Genomic DNA, 17,302 nt, shown 5'->3' with positions numbered 1-17,302 from the left:
TGACTCTCCTATACCTGGTCTTTACCCCGCGCCAACCCACTCTGCCGGTGCGCGTTCATCGCGCACCCAGGACTTCGCCGATATAAAGGGCAACCGCAGCAACGCTGGCGATAGTTCCCGGATAGTCCATCCGGGTGGGCCCCAGCACACCCATTCCCCCGTAAACGGTGTCGGACGTGCCGTAGGCGGTGGTGACCACGGAGGTGCCCAATATCTGCTCGGCGGCCGTCTCGTGGCCGATGCGCACCGTCACTTTACCGGCTTCCTGCTGGGCGGCCAGCAACCGCAGCACCACCACCTGCTCCTCCAGCGCTTCCAGGATGGAGCGCAACGAGCCACCAAAATCGGCCGCGTTGCGGGTCAGGTTGGCGGTACCGCCGAGCAACAGGCGCTCTTCGGTGTGTTCGACGAGGGATTCCAGCAACACCGTCGCCGATCGGCCGACGGCGTCGCCCAGGCCGTCCGGGCTGCGCAGCTGTCCGGCGAGGTCGGCCACCGCGACCGAGGCGGCCGACAGCTTCTTGCCCACCAGCGCCTGGCCGAGCATCTCGCGCAGCTGAGAAAGTTCGTGGTCGTCGATGACGTCACCGAGTTCGACGACCCGCTGGTCTACCCGGCCCGAGTCGGTGATGACCACCATCAGCAGCCGCGCCGGGGTCAGGGCGATCACTTCCAGGTGGCGCACCGTCGACGACGACAGCGTGGGGTACTGCACCACAGCCACCTGCCGAGTCAGTTGCGACAGCAGCCGGACCGCCCGGCGCAGCACGTCGTCGAGGTCGACCCCGGATTCGAGGAAGCTCTGGATCGCGCGCCGTTCGGCCGAGGACAGGGGCTTGACGTCGTCCAGCCGGTCGACGAATTCGCGGTAGCCCTTCTCGGTGGGCACCCGCCCGGAACTGGTGTGCGGCTGGGTGATGTAGCCCTCGGCCTCGAGTACCGCCATGTCGTTGCGGACGGTGGCGGACGAGACGCCCAGGTTGTGGCGCTCCACCAACGCCTTGGAACCGATCGGTTCCTTGGTGGCGACGAAGTCGGCGACGATGGCGCGCAGCACTTCAAACCGACGGTCATCGGCACTTCCCACCGGCCGCCACCTCCTTCGATACCGCGTTGACCGGATTCATTTTACGGGCTCGGGCGGCACCGACCGTTATCAGCGCGGTTCGGTGGACTCGGTAGCCGCTGGGATGACGGCCCGTCGTCGCCGCGAAGAAGGCGGGGGCGCTCGGACGACTTTCTGCGCACGCATCGGTGCTGACGAAAGTCGCTCCGGCTAGCCTTTTCAGAATGAACCGGTCGGGCCGCAGCAATGAGTCGGGAAAGGTCGGCCGATGATTTTCAAGGGCGTACGCGACGGCAAGCCGTATCCCGAACACAACCTGTCCTACCGGGATTGGTCCCAGATACCGCCGCAGCAGATCCGGCTCGACGAATTGGTCACCACCACAACGGTGCTCGCGCTGGACCGCCTGCTCTCCGAGGACTCCACCTTCTACGGCGATCTCTTCCCGCACGCGGTGCGGTGGAAGGGCATCACCTATCTCGAAGACGGCCTGCATCGTGCGGTGCGCGCCGCGCTGCGAAACCGCACCGTGCTGCACGCGCGCGTGTACGACATGGATATGCCGCTGGGCGCGCCCGGGTAGTTGTCACGTTCGGACCTCGCCGCGTGTCGACCTAGTAAGGACGTTGATTAGCAACACAACTTGCCAGGAGGATCGCCATGCCACGGCTGCAAGGAGTCTCCGACCGCGACGCCGGCCTCGGCGCCAAGATCGCTTTCTTTTTCACCAAGCGCAAGCTCGCGCACATGACCGGGCTGGAAACCGCCGGGATGCTGGAACCGCTGCGGATGTATGCGCACATCCCGCGATTGCTCAACGCGTACGGCAGGTTGGAGCAGGCCGAGTCGAAGCTGGACGTGCTCAGCCCCCGCCAGCGGGCGTTGGCCGAGCTCAAGGCGGCGACGACGGTGCGCTGCGAATACTGCATCGACCTCGGCTCACAGATCGCGCGCCGCTGGGGCATGACCGACGAAGAGCTGTTGGCCCTCGCCGATTATCAGAACGCGCCGTGCTTTTCCGACGTCGACAAGCTCATCCTGCGGTACGCCACCGCGATCAGCCGCACCCCGGTCGAGGTGAGCGACGAACTGTTCGACGCGCTGCGCGCGCATTTCGATGCCGCGCAGCTCGTCGGCCTGACCCACGTGATCACGCTGGGCAACCTTCGGGCCCGTTTCAACATCGCGCTTGACATCGGGTCGTCGGGCTTTTCCGGTGACCGGGTGTGCGCCTTAGCCGAGACCGATCGGCCGTGACGGCGGAGGCGTCACTGGCGGCACGCTTCGAGGCGGCCCGGCCACAGCTGGGCGCCATCGCCTACCGCATGCTGGGCTCGATCGACGACGCCCAGGACGCGGTGCAGGAGGCGTGGCTGCGGTTGAACCGCAGCGCCGAATCGGACGGCGGGGACGGCATTGCCAACCTGGACGCCTGGCTGACCACGGTGGTGGCGCGCATCTGCCTGAACATGTTGCGCGACCGCCGGACTCACGGCGGCGATGAACTGGTCGATCACCTGCCGGATCCGATCGTCGAGGCAGAGGGTGAATTCGACCCCGAACGCCGCGCGATGCTGGCCGACGCGGTGGGGCTGGCGCTGTTCGTGGTGCTGGATACGTTGCCGCCGGCCGAGCGGCTGGCGTTCGTCCTGCACGACGTCTTCACCGTGCCGTTCGATCAGATCGGGGCCATCGTCGACCGGACGCCGGAGTCGGCCCGCAAGCTGGCCAGCCGGGCACGACGCCGGATCGAGCAGGCCGATCCGGTTCCCGACGGCGCGTTGGCCGCGCAACGCGACGTGGTCGACGCGTTCTTCGCGGCGGGGCGCAGTGGGGACTTCGACCGCCTGGTCGCGGTGCTCCATCCCGACGTGGTGCTGCGGGGCGACTTCGGCGCCGCCGCACCCGTCTTCCGCGCTCAGGGCGCGGCCTCGGTGGCGGAGCTGGCCCGCGGTTACGCGGGCCCGGAGCGCGAGGCGCGTGCCGCGACCATCAACGGCGCCGCCGGCGCGGTGATTTTCATCGCCGGCCGTGCGGCATCCGTCATGGGTTTCGTGGTGCGCGACGGCCGGATCCGCACGATCGATGTGCTCGCGGATCCGGCGCGCATCGCCCGGTTAGACCTGCGCGCGCTGGGCGCTGATCACTGACCGGCGGCCTGCAGCAGCTCCATCGCCGACGCCCGCGACAGCACCCAGCCGCCCTGATTGACGAAGGTGACGTTCTGCGTGACCGGCGACGTCAGCTTGGGGCCGGAGACCGCGACGTCGGCGGTCGCCGAACCGGCCGCGGCCGGCTGGATGTTGGTGACGTCGAACGACAGCGGCAGATCGCCGTTCTTGGCGGCCTTCTGCAGCTTCTTGTCCGAGACGTGCGCTTCCATGCCACTGATGCCGCCCTGCACCAGATTGCCCTTGCTGTTGAACGACACGTTCGGGTCGGCGAGGCTGTTCAGCACGCCCGTCAGCTGATCGGGAGTCGGCACGTTAGCACCGGCGACCGGCTGCGCCGGCGGCGGATCCTGCGGAAGCGGCGCACCGACGGTGGCCAGCCGCACCCCAGCGGCCAGCGAACTCGGCGTCGCCACGGAAGCCACGCCGGCGGCGGCGCCCCCGACGATGGCCAGCGCTGCCACCGCGGTGGCAAGGGTCTTGACGGTCTTCATGGTTCCCCCTTCGGTGGGCACGAATTCGACGCTTTGCAATCCGCACCGCCTGGCGTGGCGGCTCAGATGGTGTAGGCGTGCCCGTTGCGTCTGGTACTTCGTGTCTCGGCACCGATACGTTACGGCGAGCCGATGTGGAAAAAACAAGAGCCAACTGTGCGCGGGCTGTGCGAGGACGTGCTTTGGTACGCCGCCGGGGCGACCGGTCATTCAGGGGAATTGAAAGGCAGAACCCCATGCGCCGCCTCACGGAGGCGCATGGGGTCCGCTTGAAACGTCGGTGTTGCTAGACGGACTCGCTGAACTGTCTCAGTTGGTCGCCGTCGCCGCCTGCACCAGAGCAAGCGCCGCGTCGTGCTGCAAGACCCAATTTCCACCCTGGTTGACGAACACCAGGTGCTTGTTGACCGGCCCGGCGAACTTCGGCCCAGTGATGGCCACATCGGCCTGGGCCATATTCGGACCCGCCGGAGCGATGTTCGTCACGTTGAACTGCTCGGGGAAGTTCCCGTTCCGGTAGGCCTTCCGCAGGTCGTGGTCGGCCACCATACCCTCGTTTTGACTGACGCCGTTTTCAATGAGGTTGGCCTTGTCCCTGTAGTTAACGCCGGGGTCGGTTACTTGGTTGCAAAGGTTCGCCAACTGATCCGCCGTCGGCAACTGGCCCGGCGCTCCCGGCGGCGGGGGCGGAGGCGGCGGCGGGTCCTGCGGCAGTGGCGCGCCGACCGCAGCCAGTTGCACCTGATCGAGGCCGATCGGTACTGCAATGGAAGCCACACCGGCGGCGGCGCCGCCAATGGCGGTCAGTGCCGCCACGCCCGTGGCAATGGACTTCACGGATTTCACAGGTCCCCCTTCGATGCACATGGACCGTGGCGGAAATCCTGCGGATCGCCGCACACGGTCACAGGTCTTCATGGTTGAAGATGGTGTAAGTGTGCCCTGTGACTCCGGATTTTGTGTCTCAGGTCGGTCACGTTACGACGACGCTACGGACGCGACGTGTGAAAACACGCTAATTGTTCTGTGCCGCAAGTATGTAGCGGCGGAAATCTCGCCCCCGCGGACCCCCTGCTACTCCCCGGCGAGCGCCTTGATCAGGCTCTTGGGCCGGATGTCCGACCAGTTCTGTTCGACGTACTGCAGGCAGTCGGTGCGACTGGCCTCACCGAACGCCACCCGCCACCCGGCCGGCGTGTCAGCGAAGGTCGGCCACAGGCTGTGCTGGTCTTCGTCGTTGATCAGCACCACAAAGGTCGCGCTGTCGTCATCAAAGGGGTTCGCGCTCATCGTGTCTCCTTCTCACGGGATACTTGGACGGCCTGACGGTGGATCCCAACACCCGATCGGATAGCAGCCCAAGGCAGCTCAGGTTGGGAAACCCCGGCCCCTGGGTAAGTCCTGACAGGTTCGGCAGGAACAACTTGGGTGTCACGTCTGTGACGGCCAGGTCATAACCTATCGCCTCCTGCAGCCGTTCCGAAGTCAGGGGCCCACCCAGACCGAGTTCTAGCAGATCAAGGGCTTCCTGGCTGAATAGCGTTGCGAACCAAAGCGAGTCAGCGCCGGAACCGTCGATGACGAGATCAAACCCGTGTACCGTCTCCAGATTCTCGCTGCCGCGATTGGTGGACAGTGTCAACCGGATCTGCCCCTCCTTGCCCACCGCGTGGGCGACGCGGCCACGCAGGTGGTGGATGCGATCGTCGGCCAGCAACGCTTCCTGCACGTGCGAGGAAAACACCCCACGGTCGGTGCGCGCCAACGCATCACGGCGTTCGGCAAGCGTGAGGGCCGGCCAGTTGGTGGGATCGGAGAACAGCGCGTTCTCGAAGAACCCCTCGCCGCGGGTGAACAATGTGGCTTGTGGCGAAATCACGGTGATGCTGGAAACCCGGTGCCGGAACAGCTCATAGAGCATCGCCGCGGCCGTCTCGCCACCGCCGATCACCGCCACCCGCTCCGCATCGATCCGGTCGTGATTGGCGGCGCGGTCCCAGAACTGGGCGATCGACAGCACGCGCGGATTGCCTGGAAGCAACGACTTTTCGGCCTGTCCGGGACCGGTGATCATCAACGCGTCGGCGTGCACGGTGGTTTCGTGGGTGTACAGCGCCCAGCGATCTCCGGTGATCGCCAATCGTTCGACGTCACCGTGCACCACGTTCATGCCCACGTGGTGCGCGACCCAGCTCAGGTACTGACTCCACCGGCGATGCGTCGGCGCCGGCCTGCCGCGGTCGATCCACTCCGCGAACGAGGCCATCGCGATGAGATAGGACTGCCAGCTGTAGCGGGTCATCCGCTCGTCGAGTTCGGCGTTGCGGCGCGGCACCAGCGCCGAGCGGTAGGGAAACCCGACGTCTTTTTCGGGGCTGGTGCCCAACCGATGCGCGCCATCGGTCCAGCCGCCGCTGGCCTGCCAGTTCGCCGCGACGCCGATCCGCTCCACCGCGACCACGTCGGGAACCTCGACGCCCATTTCGCGCAGGGCGAAGGCCTTGGCCGCCACAGCCACCGCCTTGGCGCCGGCACCCAAGATCGCAAGTGTGCTCATTTCACCATCTCCCGCAGCGAATCAACCCAAAGCTCTTGCAGCGCGGCAATATCCGTCTCATCGAGAATGTCGGGCAGGGCGCGCCACTGCGCGGCCAGAACCCGTTCCCCGTCATAGCTCAGCACCATCGCGGCGATGGTGAGTTCGTGGCGCACCGCGGTTTCCGGTTCCGGCACCGGCGACGACCCGGCGAGCAGCTCGCGCTCGAGCCGCAATCCGGTGCCGCCGTCGGTGTGTGCGGCGCCGAGATAATTCAGCAGCAGCTGCGGTGGTGAATACCCGGCGAGCCGCTCGGCGGTGTCGTCGCGCAGGTAGCGCAGCAACCCGTAGTCGAGTCCGTCGCCGGGGATCGCCGCCAACGTCTCCCCCACCTCGCGCGGATCCGTCGAACCGAGCCGCACCGGGTAGATGGAGCTGAGCAACCCGACCGTGTCGCCGGTGTCGATGGTGTGTGCGCCCGGCAGGTCCACCAAACCGTCGGCGCGGCCGTGTGTTTCGAGCGCGAGCAGCGGCGGTGGGGTGGCCTGGCCGCGCATCTCGCGCCAGCGCGTCACCGTCGCCGCGGTCGCGGCGACCAGCAGCGCGGGCAACGGCAGGCCCGACTCCAGCAGCCGGCGGGTGACGTCGGCGTCGGTGGCGGCGTTGCGGACGATCAGGTCGCGCGCCCGATCGCGGCTCGGATCCACGCGGCGGGCACCGAGGTCGGGATCGCCGCCGTCCAGTTGGGACGCCCAGAACTGCACCGTGTCCAACCGATGCGCCCGCGCGGTCAGCGCGTCCGCCCAGCGCCGATAGCTGGTGTGTTCGCGGACGGGCGCCGGCGAGTGGCCGGTGGCCGAGGCCGCCAGGGCGGCACCGAGTTCACCCAGGATCACGCGCCACGACGCCGGATCCAGCGCGACGACGTGCGCGGCCAGCAGCAGGACGCTCTCCCCCGCCGGCGGTCGCAACCACACGGCGGACAGCAGCATTCCGCGTTCGGGATCCAGGCGGTCGATGGCCTCGGCGACGTGGGCGGGTACCACCGCGGCCAGATCGCCAAGCACCTCAACCTCTTTGACCGCTTCGACGGCGTCGGCCGCGGGCGCCGGCACCAGGGTCATGGTGGAGCGGTCCACCCGGGTGCGCAGCACTTCGTGGCCCTCGATGATGCTTGCCAAGGCCGCGTCCAACTGCTCGCGGCGCAGCGCCTCGGGCAGCCGGATGGCTTCGGTCTGCGCGAGCCGGCGCGGGTCACCGAATTCGTAGAGCCATCGGCCGTTGGGCAGCAACGGCATTGGTCCGGATTCGGTGTCCGCGTGCTGGGCGGCGGTCGCGGTTTCCGAGTCGATCGCCTCCGCCAGTTCGCGGACGTTACTGCACTCGAGGATGAGCCTGGCGCGCAGCGCAATTCCGCGTGCGCGGGCCGCTTGTACCACCGACAACGCCATGATGCTGTCCAGGCCCAGCTGCAGGAAATCCGCGGTGACGTCGATGCGCTGCTGCCCGAGCAGCTCGGCCAGCAGCTCGGCCAGCGCGGATTCCGTGGCGGTCTCGGGCGTCGCCGTCCCGACCTCCGACTCGGCGCGGTCGAAGGCGGCCAGTGCGGTCTCGTCCAGCTTTCCGTTGGGGGTCAAAGGGATTTCGTCGACCAGGACAATGCGCTGCGGAACCATGTAGCGCGGCAGCCGGGTGCTGAGCAGGCCCCGCAGCTCCGACGTCATGGGCCGCCCGGCCGCCGGGTCGGTGGCGACGTACGCCGTGAGCCGCGCGACACCCCGGCGCTGCTGCACCAGCACCCCCGCGTGCCGCACGGCCGGGTGCGATTCGAGGGCGGCCGCGATCTCGCCGGGTTCGACGCGGTGGCCGCGGATCTTGACCTGGGCGTCGGCGCGTCCCACGTATTGCACTGAGCCGTCGGGCAACCGGCGCACCAGATCGCCGGTGCGATACATCCGTTCGGCCGCCGCAAACGGGTCGGCGACGAAGCGAGCCGCGGTCTCCGGAGCGCGGCCCAGGTAGCCACGGGCCAGCTGGGCACCGCCCAGATACAGTTCGCCCGTCGCCCCGCACGGCACCGGGCGCAGCGCGGAATCCAGCACGTAGCCGCGGGTATGCCGGGTCGGCAGCCCGATGGAAAGTTCGTCGTGCTCGGCGATGGTGGCGACGACCGCCTCCACCGTGGTCTCGGTGGGTCCGTAGCAGTTGTATGCCGCCATCGACGAGGTGCTGCAGGTGTTGCGGATCCGGGCCCAGGCCGCGCTGCCGACCGCCTCGCCGCCCAGCGCAAGCACGGTCAGCGGCGCCTCGGTGAGCAACCCGAAAGCCTGCAGTTGGGCGAACATTGACGGCGTGGTGTCGATCATATCGATGCCGTGCGCGGCGATGAGTGCGACGAGCGCCTCGGCATCGGTCTGGGTCTGCTCGTCGACGACATGCACACCGTGCCCGCCGAGCAGGCCGACCAACGGCTGCCATGCGGCGTCGAACGCGAACGACCACGCGTGGGCGATGCGCAGCGGCCGCCCGAGTTTGCCTGCCGCGGGCCGCAATACGCGGTCCAGATGATCGTCGGCGTAGGCGCCCACCGCGCCGTGGGTTCCGATGACGCCCTTGGGTTCTCCCGTCGTGCCGGAGGTGAACACGACATACGCGGCCTGCGCGGGGGGAACGTCGACGGCGTGGAAGTCGTCATCGTGCGGTTCGCAGGCGTCGAGCAGCTCCTCGGTCAGCTCGTCGTCCAACACGATCGACGCGCCCGATTGGCGCAGGATCGAGGCCACCCGTTCGGGGGGCATTCCGGGCTCCATCGGCACGCACATGCCGCCGGCCTTGAGCACGGCGAATATCGCGATGATGTACTGCGGGCCGCGGGAAAGCCTGAGGCCCACCGGAGTTTCGGGCTTGACCCCCTTGTGGGCGAGTCGTGCCGCCAGCCGGGTGGCATGTAGATCCAGCTCGCGGTAGCTCAGCGCACCACCCGCCCAGCTGACCGCCGGGCTGTCCGGTGCGCTGGCCACGACGTCGGCGAACCGGGCGTGAATGCTCAACGGCGACAACGGTGTTGGCGCGCCGGTGGCCCGCAGCGGGTCGGCTTCGTCGCCCAGCAGGATGCTGATGTCGCGCAGCGGACGCTCCCAGCCCTGCAGCAGCCTCTCGGCGGCGGTGAGCACCCGCTGGCCGAAGGTGGCGGCGGGAATGGCGCCCAGCGCGCCGTCGATCGCTTCGATCAGCACCACCAGCTCGCTGCCTTCCATGTGGGCGGCGACCGCGACCGGGAAATGCGACAGGGTTTGCAGGGCGGACGGCCGGAAAGTCGCACCGCCGGCGATCAATTCGCCGCCCGCGGTCAGCCCGTCCATCGGGAAGTTCTCGTAGACCAGCAGGGTGTCGAACATCTCCCCGACCCCGCCGAGGGCGCGAAGCTGGGCATGCCCGAGATGGCTGTGCTCGCGCAGCAGCGCTGCATCGCGCTGCACGGCGCGGCACTGCTCGCCGACCGTCGCCGCCGGGTCGAGCCGCACCCGCAGCGGCACGGTGTTGATGAACAGACCGACCATGGTCTCGACGCCGGTCAGTTCGGGCGGCCTACCGGAGACCGTGACCCCGAAAACCACATCGCGGGTGTCGGTAAGCCGCGACAACACCAGGGCCCACGCCATTTGCATCAGGGTGTTGACGGTGATGCCGCGCGATCGGGTGTCGTCGACCAACCGCCTGGTGGTGTCGGCCGGCAGTCGCAGCCGGGTGGTGCGGGGCAGCGCCGGCTGCCGCCCGTCGGTCGTCTCGATGGACCCCAGCGCGGCGGCGAGCAGGGTGGGGCCCGGCAGTCCGGCCAGGTGCTCGCGCCAAACCCGTTGGCTGGTTTCCGGGTCGCGGCTCGCCAGCCAACCGATGTAGTCGCGGTAGGGCCGAGCGGCCACGGGCAGCGCCGCCGGGTTGCCGCCGGCCTGATAGAGGATCATCATCTCGTTGACGAACACCGGCAATGACCATCCGTCGATCACGATGTGGTGGGCGGTGAGCACCAAACGCCAGCGCGCGCCGGGCAATTCGATCAGCAGGAAGCGGATGGCCGGCCCGCGTTCCAGATCGAACGGTCGCCGGCGTTCGCCGGTTTCCAGCGCCGGCACGTCCTCGGGTGCGGCGGCGACCAGTCGCCAGGGCAGCTCGACGCGGGACGGGACGATCTGCACCGGTCGCGGGATTCCCCGACTGAAGAAGCTGGCCCGCAGATTCGGGTGCCGCACCAACATCTGCTCCGCGCACTCACGTAACAGTGTGACATCGAGTTCGCCGGAGATGTCCGCCGCAATCCCGATGACGTACGGGTCGTCCGCCGATTCGCCGTCGGCGAATTCGGCGAGCGTGGTCAGCGAATACAAGCCCTCCTGCAGCGGGCTCAGCGCCATCACGTCCTCGATGTCGGGCGCGACATCGGTTTGGGCAGCCGTCATGTCGTGCCTTCGCGCGACGACGAGAAGAGTTGCGTCACGGCAGCCAGATCCGAGGGCGACAGTCCGGAAGTGCTCATCGGCTCGAAACGGGTGTCGGTCGACTGCTCGTCCCGTTCGATGACGGCCCCTTCGTCGCCCAGGGCATCGAGTGCGGCGGCCAGCTGCTGCACCGTCGGGTTCTCGAAGACCATCCGCGGGCTCACGGCCAGCCCAGCCGCCCTGGCCCGCGAGGCGAGCTGCACCGACAGGATGCTGTCGCCGCCGAGAGCGAAGAAGTCGTCGAAGCGCCCGACGTCGGGGGTGGACAGCAGTTCCGCGAACACCTTGGCCAGCGCCCGTTCGGAATCGGTGCGCGCCGGTTCGGTCTGCCCGCCGGTGCTGACCGCGGGCCGCGGCAGCCCCGGCCGGTTCAGCTTGCCCGATTCCGTTTTGGGCAGGACGTCGAGGACGGTCAGCGACGACGGCAGCATGTAACCCGGCAGGGTCGTGGCGATAGCGGCGCGCACCTCGCCCGCGAATGTCGCCTTCGCGGCGTCGTCGGTGATCGGACTTTGCGGCACAACGTATCCGGCCAGCGAGGTGCCGCCGTGCACCTCCCAGGTGCGGGCCGCCGCTGCGGCGACGCCATCGACGCCCGCCAGGGCCGACTCGACCTCGGCCAACTCGACGCGGAAACCGCGGACCTGCACCTGGTGGTCGGAACGTCCGGCGAATTCCAGTCGGCCGTCCTCGGTCCACCGGGCCAGGTCGCCGCTGCGATACAACCGCGAACCAGGCTCGGCGCCAAAGGGATTGGCGATGAACCGCGTCGCGGTCAGGCCCGGGCGTTTCCAATATCCTCGCGCGAGCTGGTCACCGGCGTAGTACAGCTCGCCCACGACGCCGACCGGCACGGGGCGCAGCCCGTCGTCGAGCAGGTAAGCCTGCGCCCCCGGGACCGGCTTTCCGACAAGCGGATTCGGCAGGCCCAGCCGTCCGCGGGACACGGCGCCGGAGGTCTCGGTGGAACCGATGTTGTTCAGCAGCTCGGTGCCGGCGCCGTCCTGGTCGGCGCACACCGATACCAGCCGCTGCAGCAGCGCCGTGCTCACCGGTTCCCCACCGCACACCAGCCGCGACAGCGAGCGCACGGCGTCGGGCCGGCTGTCCACCAGCGCCGACACCAGGCTGGGTACCGCGGTTACCTGGGCGACCGAATGCCGGCTCATCAGGTCCCCGAGGGCCTCCGGGTCGCGGTGCTGGGCGTCGTCGGCCAGGATCATGGTCGCGCCGGCCGCCAGGCCGGCCAGCATCTCCATGCCGCCTTCGAGGAAGGTGATCGAGGCCTGCGCCAGTCGAACATCATCGGTTCGCGGCGGGTAGTTCCGCAGCTGCCAGTCGAGCCGCGCGGCCATCGAGCGATGCGTTCCCACCGCACCTTTCGGCTTGCCGGTGGACCCGGAGGTGAACACCAGGTACATCGGGTCATCGGGGTGCGGCAGTCGCACCTCCCTCGACAGCGGATCCACGTCCTCACTGTCGACCAGGGCGCGTACCTGTGGATCATCCAGCGAGATCAGCTCGACCCCGGGCACCTGCGGCATGGTGTCCACGGCTTCGACCGTCGCGACCACGACCGGCGGTTGCACGTCGTCGAGCATGAATTGCTTTCGCGCCGGCGGATATCCGGGATCGATGGGAAAGTAACCGGCGCCGGCTTTCATGATGGCCACCAGCGCCACCACCAGCTCGATGCTCCGCCGGGTCGACAACCCGACCAGCGACCCGGGGCCCACCCCGCTCTTGACGAGCAGCGCGGCCAGGTTGTCCGAACGGCGGTGCAGCGCAAGATAATCGATGCTCTGCTCGCCGCAGCGCACCGCGACGCGGTCGGTGCCCAACACCCGGCTGGGTTCCAGCAGTTCCGGAATGGTGCGCGGCCGGTCATGCGGCGGCTGCTCGCCGCAGCTCCAGTCCTGCAGAATGCGGTCCTGTTCCGCGGCATCGATCAGCCGGACGTCACGCAGAGTCTGATCGATGTCATCGGCGAACTCGGTGAGTGCCCGGGCCAGCCATTCGGCCAGCCGCTCGATGGTCGTCCTGGCGTAAAGCTCGGTGCGGTAGATGACATTGCAGTTGTAGCCGATGTCGCCGGAGCCGTCGGTGCCGAAGAAGTTGACGCTCAGATCGGCGTGCGCCATGTCGAAGATGGGGTCCAGCGAGGTGCACACGGTGTCCTGCTCGCCGCTGCCCGGGGCCGCGGCCTCGATGACCCGGCTGGCGGACAGGTGATCCCGGACGTGCACGACGACCTGGAACAGCGGGTTGCGTGACAGCGAGCGCACCGGGCTCACGCTGTCGACGACACGGTCGAACGGCAGGTCCTGGTGGGCGTACGCGGCCAGCGCGGTCTCCCGGGCCCGCTTGAGCAGTTCACGCAACGTCGGGTTGCCATCCATGTCGTTGCGCAGCACCAGGATGTTGACGAAGAATCCGATCAGCTGATCCAACTCGGCTTCGGTGCGGCCGGCGACCGGGGTGCCCAGCGGAATATCGGTTCCCCCACCGGCTTTGTGCAAGACCACGGCGACGGCCGTTTGCAACAGCATGAATTCGGTGATGCCGAGCTCGCGGCACAGCTCACCGAGCTTGGCGCGGGTGGCCCAGCCGATCTGGAAGTCCACGGACTCCCCTTCGCCGCTGGGCACCGGCTGGCGCGGAAAGTCCGGGCGCAGCCCGGTGTCCTCCGGCATCCCGGCCAGCTGCCGGGTCCAGTACTCCCGCTGGCCGCCGGCGATGGCGGACTCCTGGCCGCTCGCGTCACCCAGGAACTTGCGCTGCCAGGCCGCGTAGTCGGCGTACTGCACACGCAGCGGAGCCCAGGACGGCGCCTCTCCGCCGCGCCGAGCCCGGTAGGCCGTCATCATGTCGGCGAACAGCACTCCCGCCGACCAATGGTCGGAGGCGATGTGGTGCACGACCAGCGACAGCACCTGCTCCGCGGCGTTCTCGGCGCGCAGCACCGCGACCCGGATCGGCAGTTCAGCGTCCAGTTCGAAGCAGTGGCAGCGCTCGACGTCGAGCTGTTGTTGCAGCCAGGCCTCGTCGGGTCCCTCTTCGCGGCGCACCGGAACCTCGATGCCGGCCGGTTCAACGACCTGATAGGGCACGCCGTCCAGCTCGACGTAGCTGGTGCGCAGGATTTCGTGCCGGGCAACGACATCGCCGACGGCGGCGATCAGCGCATCGATGTCCCACGGCCCGGTCAGCTTCGCCGCAAAGGGAATATTGTTGACCCGGCTGGGCCCGTCCACGCGGTAGGCGAACCAGCTGCGCAGCTGCGACGCCGACAGCGGCATGGGTTCGTCATGCGCGGTGGTGATCAGCCTGGGCCGTGACTGCGTCGGTCCGCCCGAACCCAGTTGGTCGATCCGCTCGGCCAACGCCCCGACCGTCGCGAGTTCGAACACGTCGCGGATGCCGATTTCCACGCCGCACTCCGCGCGGATCGCGGTGACCAGCTTGGTGGCAACCAGCGAGTGGCCGCCCAGATCGAAGAACGAGTCGTCGACGCCCACGCGTTCGTGGCCGAGCAACCCGGAAAACAGTTGCGCGACGCGCTGTTCGGTGGGGGTGATGGGATCGCGGTATTCGGTGGCGGCCGCGATCTGCGGTTGCGGCAGCGCGGCGCGGTCGATCTTCTGGTGCGCGGTTATCGGGATCGCGTCGAGCACCACGTAGGCGGCCGGAGTCATGTAGTCCGGCAGCGCGGCGGCCACCCGGGCCCGGATGCGCTCGACGTCAACCGTTTCCGTGCCGGCACCCTGGGCCGGCGTCATGTATCCGACCAGGCTCTTGCCCAACTGGGGCAGGTCCATGGCCAGCACGACCGCTTGCCCGACGCTGGGGTCGACCGAGATGGCGGCTGCGATTTCGCCCAGCTCGATGCGGAAACCGCGGATCTTCACCTGCTCGTCGGCGCGGCCGACGAACTCGATGTCACCGTTGGCGTTGCGGCGGGCCAGGTCACCGGAACGGTACATCCGGCCACCGGGTGTGAACGGGTCGGCAACGAAGCGCTCGGCGGTCAACTGCGGCCTGCGGTGATATCCGTGCGCGACATGTGTTCCGGCGATGTAGATCTCACCAATCACACCGACGGGGACCGGCTGCAGCGCGTTGTCGAGCAGATACACCTGCGTGTTGATCTTGGGCCGGCCGATCGGCACCACCCGGGTGCCCTGCGTGCCTTCGACCGGGTAGCTGGTGCAGTTCACCACCGTCTCGGTCGGTCCGTAGAAGTTGTGCAGCGACGCGTCGAAAGTGGCGTGGAACTTGTCGGCGATTTCGCCGGGCAGGGCCTCCCCGCCGATGGGCACGCGCCGCAGGGTCCGCCACTGGCTGACGCCGGGCAACGACAGGAAGAGCCCCAGCAGCGACGGCACGAAGTGCATCGACGTGATGCCCTCGCGGCCCAGCAGGTCGGTGAGGTAGCCGATGTCGCGCAACCCGTCGGGCCGCGGAATCACCAAGCGGGCGCCCATGATCAGCGTGCCGAAGATCTCGCCCATCGACACGTCGAAGCTGGGCGAGGCGACCTGCAGCAGCCTGTCGGTGTCGTCGATCCGGTACTCGTCGCCGAACCAGACGAAGTACTCGGCGATGGGTGCGTGCGGCACCGGAACGCCCTTGGGCAGCCCGGTGGAACCCGAGGTGTAGATCAGGTAGGCGGTGTTTTGCGGGCTCAACGGTCGGATCAGCTTGGGGGGTGCGCTGGCCGGATAGCGCGTGACGTCGGTAACCGGTTCGCGCAGCACGAGTTTCGCGTCCGCGTCCTCGAGGATGAAGCTCAGCCGGTCCTCGGGGTAGGTGGGATCCACCGGCAGATAGACCCCGCCTGCTTTGAGGATGCCGAGCGCCGTGATGACCAGTTCGGGGGACTTGTCCAGCAGCACCGCGACGCGGTCCTCGGTGCCGATTCCCTGCTCGATGAGCCAGTGCGCCAAGCGGTTCGACTCTTCGTCGATTTCCCGGTAGGAGTAGGCGCGCCCCTCGTAGACCACGGCGACGGCATCGGGGGTGAGCCCCGCCCTCCGGCTGACCAGCTCGGGCAACGTGCTGGCCGGGGTGACGAATTCCTCGCCGGTCGACATCGCGCGCAGCCACTCGGCGTCTTCGTCGCTCATCAACGCGCACGCCGACAGCTTCACGTCGGGGTCGGACAGCAGGCCGTCCAGCAAGGCGGCGTAGTGACGCAGCAATTGCTCGACCAACTGCTGATCCATCACCTCGACCAGGTACTCGGCCTCGACCACGCCACCGCCTGAACCTTCCGGTGCCCGGTCCAGCTCGACCATCAGGCTCAACGGCAATTGGTTGAAATGGCCGCGCAATTCGCCGCGCTCGCAGCGCACGCCCGGCGGGCAGAAGCCGGCGCCGTCGGGCTCCCGTTGCCCGAAGCTCACCCGGGTCATCCGGTCCGCGCCATGCCGGCGATCGGGATTCGACTCGCGCACCAGCCAGTCCAGGTCGGCTCGCGAATGGGCGAAGGCGCCCACCGCGTCCTCACGGGTTTGGGCCAGCAGCTCGCGGAACGTCTGGTGCGACCGCGGCCGCAGCCGGATCACCACGGTGTTGCCGTAATACCCGATGACATCCTCGGTGCCCACCCCGCGGTTGAGCACCGGGGCCGCCACCAAGAAGTCGGTCGACTGCGTGTACCGGTGCACGAGCGCGGCGAACGCGGCCATCAACACCATGTACGGGGTGGCGCCAGTCTCGCGGGCCAGCGCGGCCGCCCGCTCGACGGTGTCCGCCGACAACTGCGCGAAGGCGCGCTGTGCGCGCCAGGTGCTGGGCACCACCGAACCGTTGGCCCCGGGCAGCTCGAGGGGTTCCGGGAGGTCGGCCATCCGCGGCCGCCAGTAGTCCAGGTCCGCCTGGCGAACGGCGGTCGCATCCGCGGCAAGGCCCCTGAGCACGCGGCCATCGGCGAACTCGGCCGGGTCGGTGTATGCACGGGTCAGATCGGCGAAGAAGGGTGCCCATGAGCCGTCGTCCCAGGCGATGTGATGCGCGGTGATCAGCAGCATCAGTTCGTCGTCGGCCAGGCGCGCCGCCGTGACTCGCAGCGGTGAATCCTTGCTCAGGTCGAATGGCCGGCGAAAGTCCCTCTGCGCCAGCACATCCAGCCGTAGCCTGCGCGCCTGATCGGTCAACCCGGTCAGGTCGTGTTCGGCCCATACGGGCCGCAGTTCCTCGCGGATCACCGGGTACGGGTCGCCCTCACCGTCGGTGGCATACGTCGTATGCAGCACCGGGTGTCGCGCGGCGACGGCATCGACCGCACGGTGCAGCTGCGCGGTGTCGACGGTGCCGGACAGGCGGTACGAGACGCAGATGTTGAGCAACGCGCCGTCGGGGTCGACGGACTGCACGAACCACATCCGGTGCTGGCCGACCGACATGCGTGGTTCGCCGTCGGTCGCGGCGGGCATCGCGGCCGGCGTCTTGGTCAGTCCTCGTTCAGCGAGCTTGCGGCGCAACAATTCCAGCCGCTCATCGTCGAGGCGGGTGCCGACGCCGGTGGTGTCTGTCAC

10 protein-coding genes are annotated in these 17,302 nt (G+C 68.4%); 3 read left to right on the top strand and 7 right to left on the bottom strand.

From position 1 onward, the window contains the following. Positions 1–55: 55 nt before the first annotated feature. Positions 56–1,087 carry a heat-inducible transcriptional repressor HrcA gene (gene hrcA, locus B8W69_RS20555; RefSeq protein ID WP_064954092.1) on the bottom strand — a complete coding sequence of 344 codons (1,032 nt, stop codon included), beginning with the start codon at positions 1,085–1,087 and terminating at the stop codon, positions 56–58. 247 nt (positions 1,088–1,334) lie between these two features. On the opposite strand from hrcA, the gene B8W69_RS20550 reads away from it, so the two are divergent. The 3 genes from B8W69_RS20550 (at position 1,335) to B8W69_RS20540 (ending at position 3,216) form a co-directional block, all read left to right on the top strand. Further along, a complete protein-coding gene (locus B8W69_RS20550; RefSeq protein ID WP_007770254.1) occupies positions 1,335–1,649 on the top strand; it encodes a type II toxin-antitoxin system VapB family antitoxin in 315 nt (104 codons plus the stop codon). Positions 1,650–1,726: 77 nt separating this feature from the next. Further along, positions 1,727–2,323 carry a carboxymuconolactone decarboxylase family protein gene (locus tag B8W69_RS20545; protein WP_085291622.1) on the top strand — a complete coding sequence of 199 codons (597 nt, stop codon included), beginning with the start codon at positions 1,727–1,729 and terminating at the stop codon, positions 2,321–2,323. Next, entirely contained in the window at positions 2,320–3,216 is an 897-nt protein-coding gene (locus B8W69_RS20540) for a sigma-70 family RNA polymerase sigma factor (RefSeq protein WP_085291621.1), read from the top strand. Before B8W69_RS20545 ends, B8W69_RS20540 begins: the two co-directional genes overlap by 4 nt. Here B8W69_RS20540 and B8W69_RS20535 read toward each other — a convergent pair. The 6 genes from B8W69_RS20535 to B8W69_RS20510 all read right to left on the bottom strand — a co-directional run bounded on the left by B8W69_RS20535 (position 3,210) and on the right by B8W69_RS20510 (position 17,302). Continuing rightward, positions 3,210–3,731, bottom strand: a complete 522-nt coding sequence (locus B8W69_RS20535; protein ID WP_085291620.1) for an MTB12 family secreted protein — start codon at positions 3,729–3,731, stop codon at positions 3,210–3,212. The two genes, B8W69_RS20540 and B8W69_RS20535, sit on opposite strands and share 7 nt — an antisense overlap. A 309-nt stretch (positions 3,732–4,040) precedes the next feature. Then, on the bottom strand, positions 4,041–4,577 hold the full coding sequence (locus B8W69_RS20530) for an MTB12 family secreted protein (RefSeq protein ID WP_085291619.1): 537 nt from the start codon (positions 4,575–4,577) through the stop codon (positions 4,041–4,043). Positions 4,578–4,805: 228 nt separating this feature from the next. Next, on the bottom strand, positions 4,806–5,021 hold the full coding sequence (locus B8W69_RS20525) for an MbtH family protein (protein WP_085291618.1): 216 nt from the start codon (positions 5,019–5,021) through the stop codon (positions 4,806–4,808). Continuing rightward, entirely contained in the window at positions 5,002–6,288 is a 1,287-nt protein-coding gene (mbtG, locus tag B8W69_RS20520; RefSeq protein ID WP_085291617.1) for an NADPH-dependent L-lysine N(6)-monooxygenase MbtG, read from the bottom strand. The genes B8W69_RS20525 and mbtG overlap by 20 nt, the downstream gene beginning before the upstream one ends. Beyond that, a complete protein-coding gene (locus B8W69_RS20515; RefSeq protein WP_085291616.1) occupies positions 6,285–10,724 on the bottom strand; it encodes a non-ribosomal peptide synthetase in 4,440 nt (1,479 codons plus the stop codon). The genes mbtG and B8W69_RS20515 overlap by 4 nt, the downstream gene beginning before the upstream one ends. Next, on the bottom strand, positions 10,721–17,302 hold the full coding sequence (locus B8W69_RS20510; protein ID WP_085291615.1) for a non-ribosomal peptide synthetase: 6,582 nt from the start codon (positions 17,300–17,302) through the stop codon (positions 10,721–10,723). Before B8W69_RS20510 ends, B8W69_RS20515 begins: the two co-directional genes overlap by 4 nt.

Source organism: Mycolicibacterium vulneris, assembly GCF_002104765.1.
GTDB lineage: Bacteria > Actinomycetota > Actinomycetes > Mycobacteriales > Mycobacteriaceae > Mycobacterium > Mycobacterium vulneris.
The sequence above is the reverse complement of the archived record's forward strand: the minus strand, read 5'-3'. Positions and strand labels throughout refer to the sequence as shown.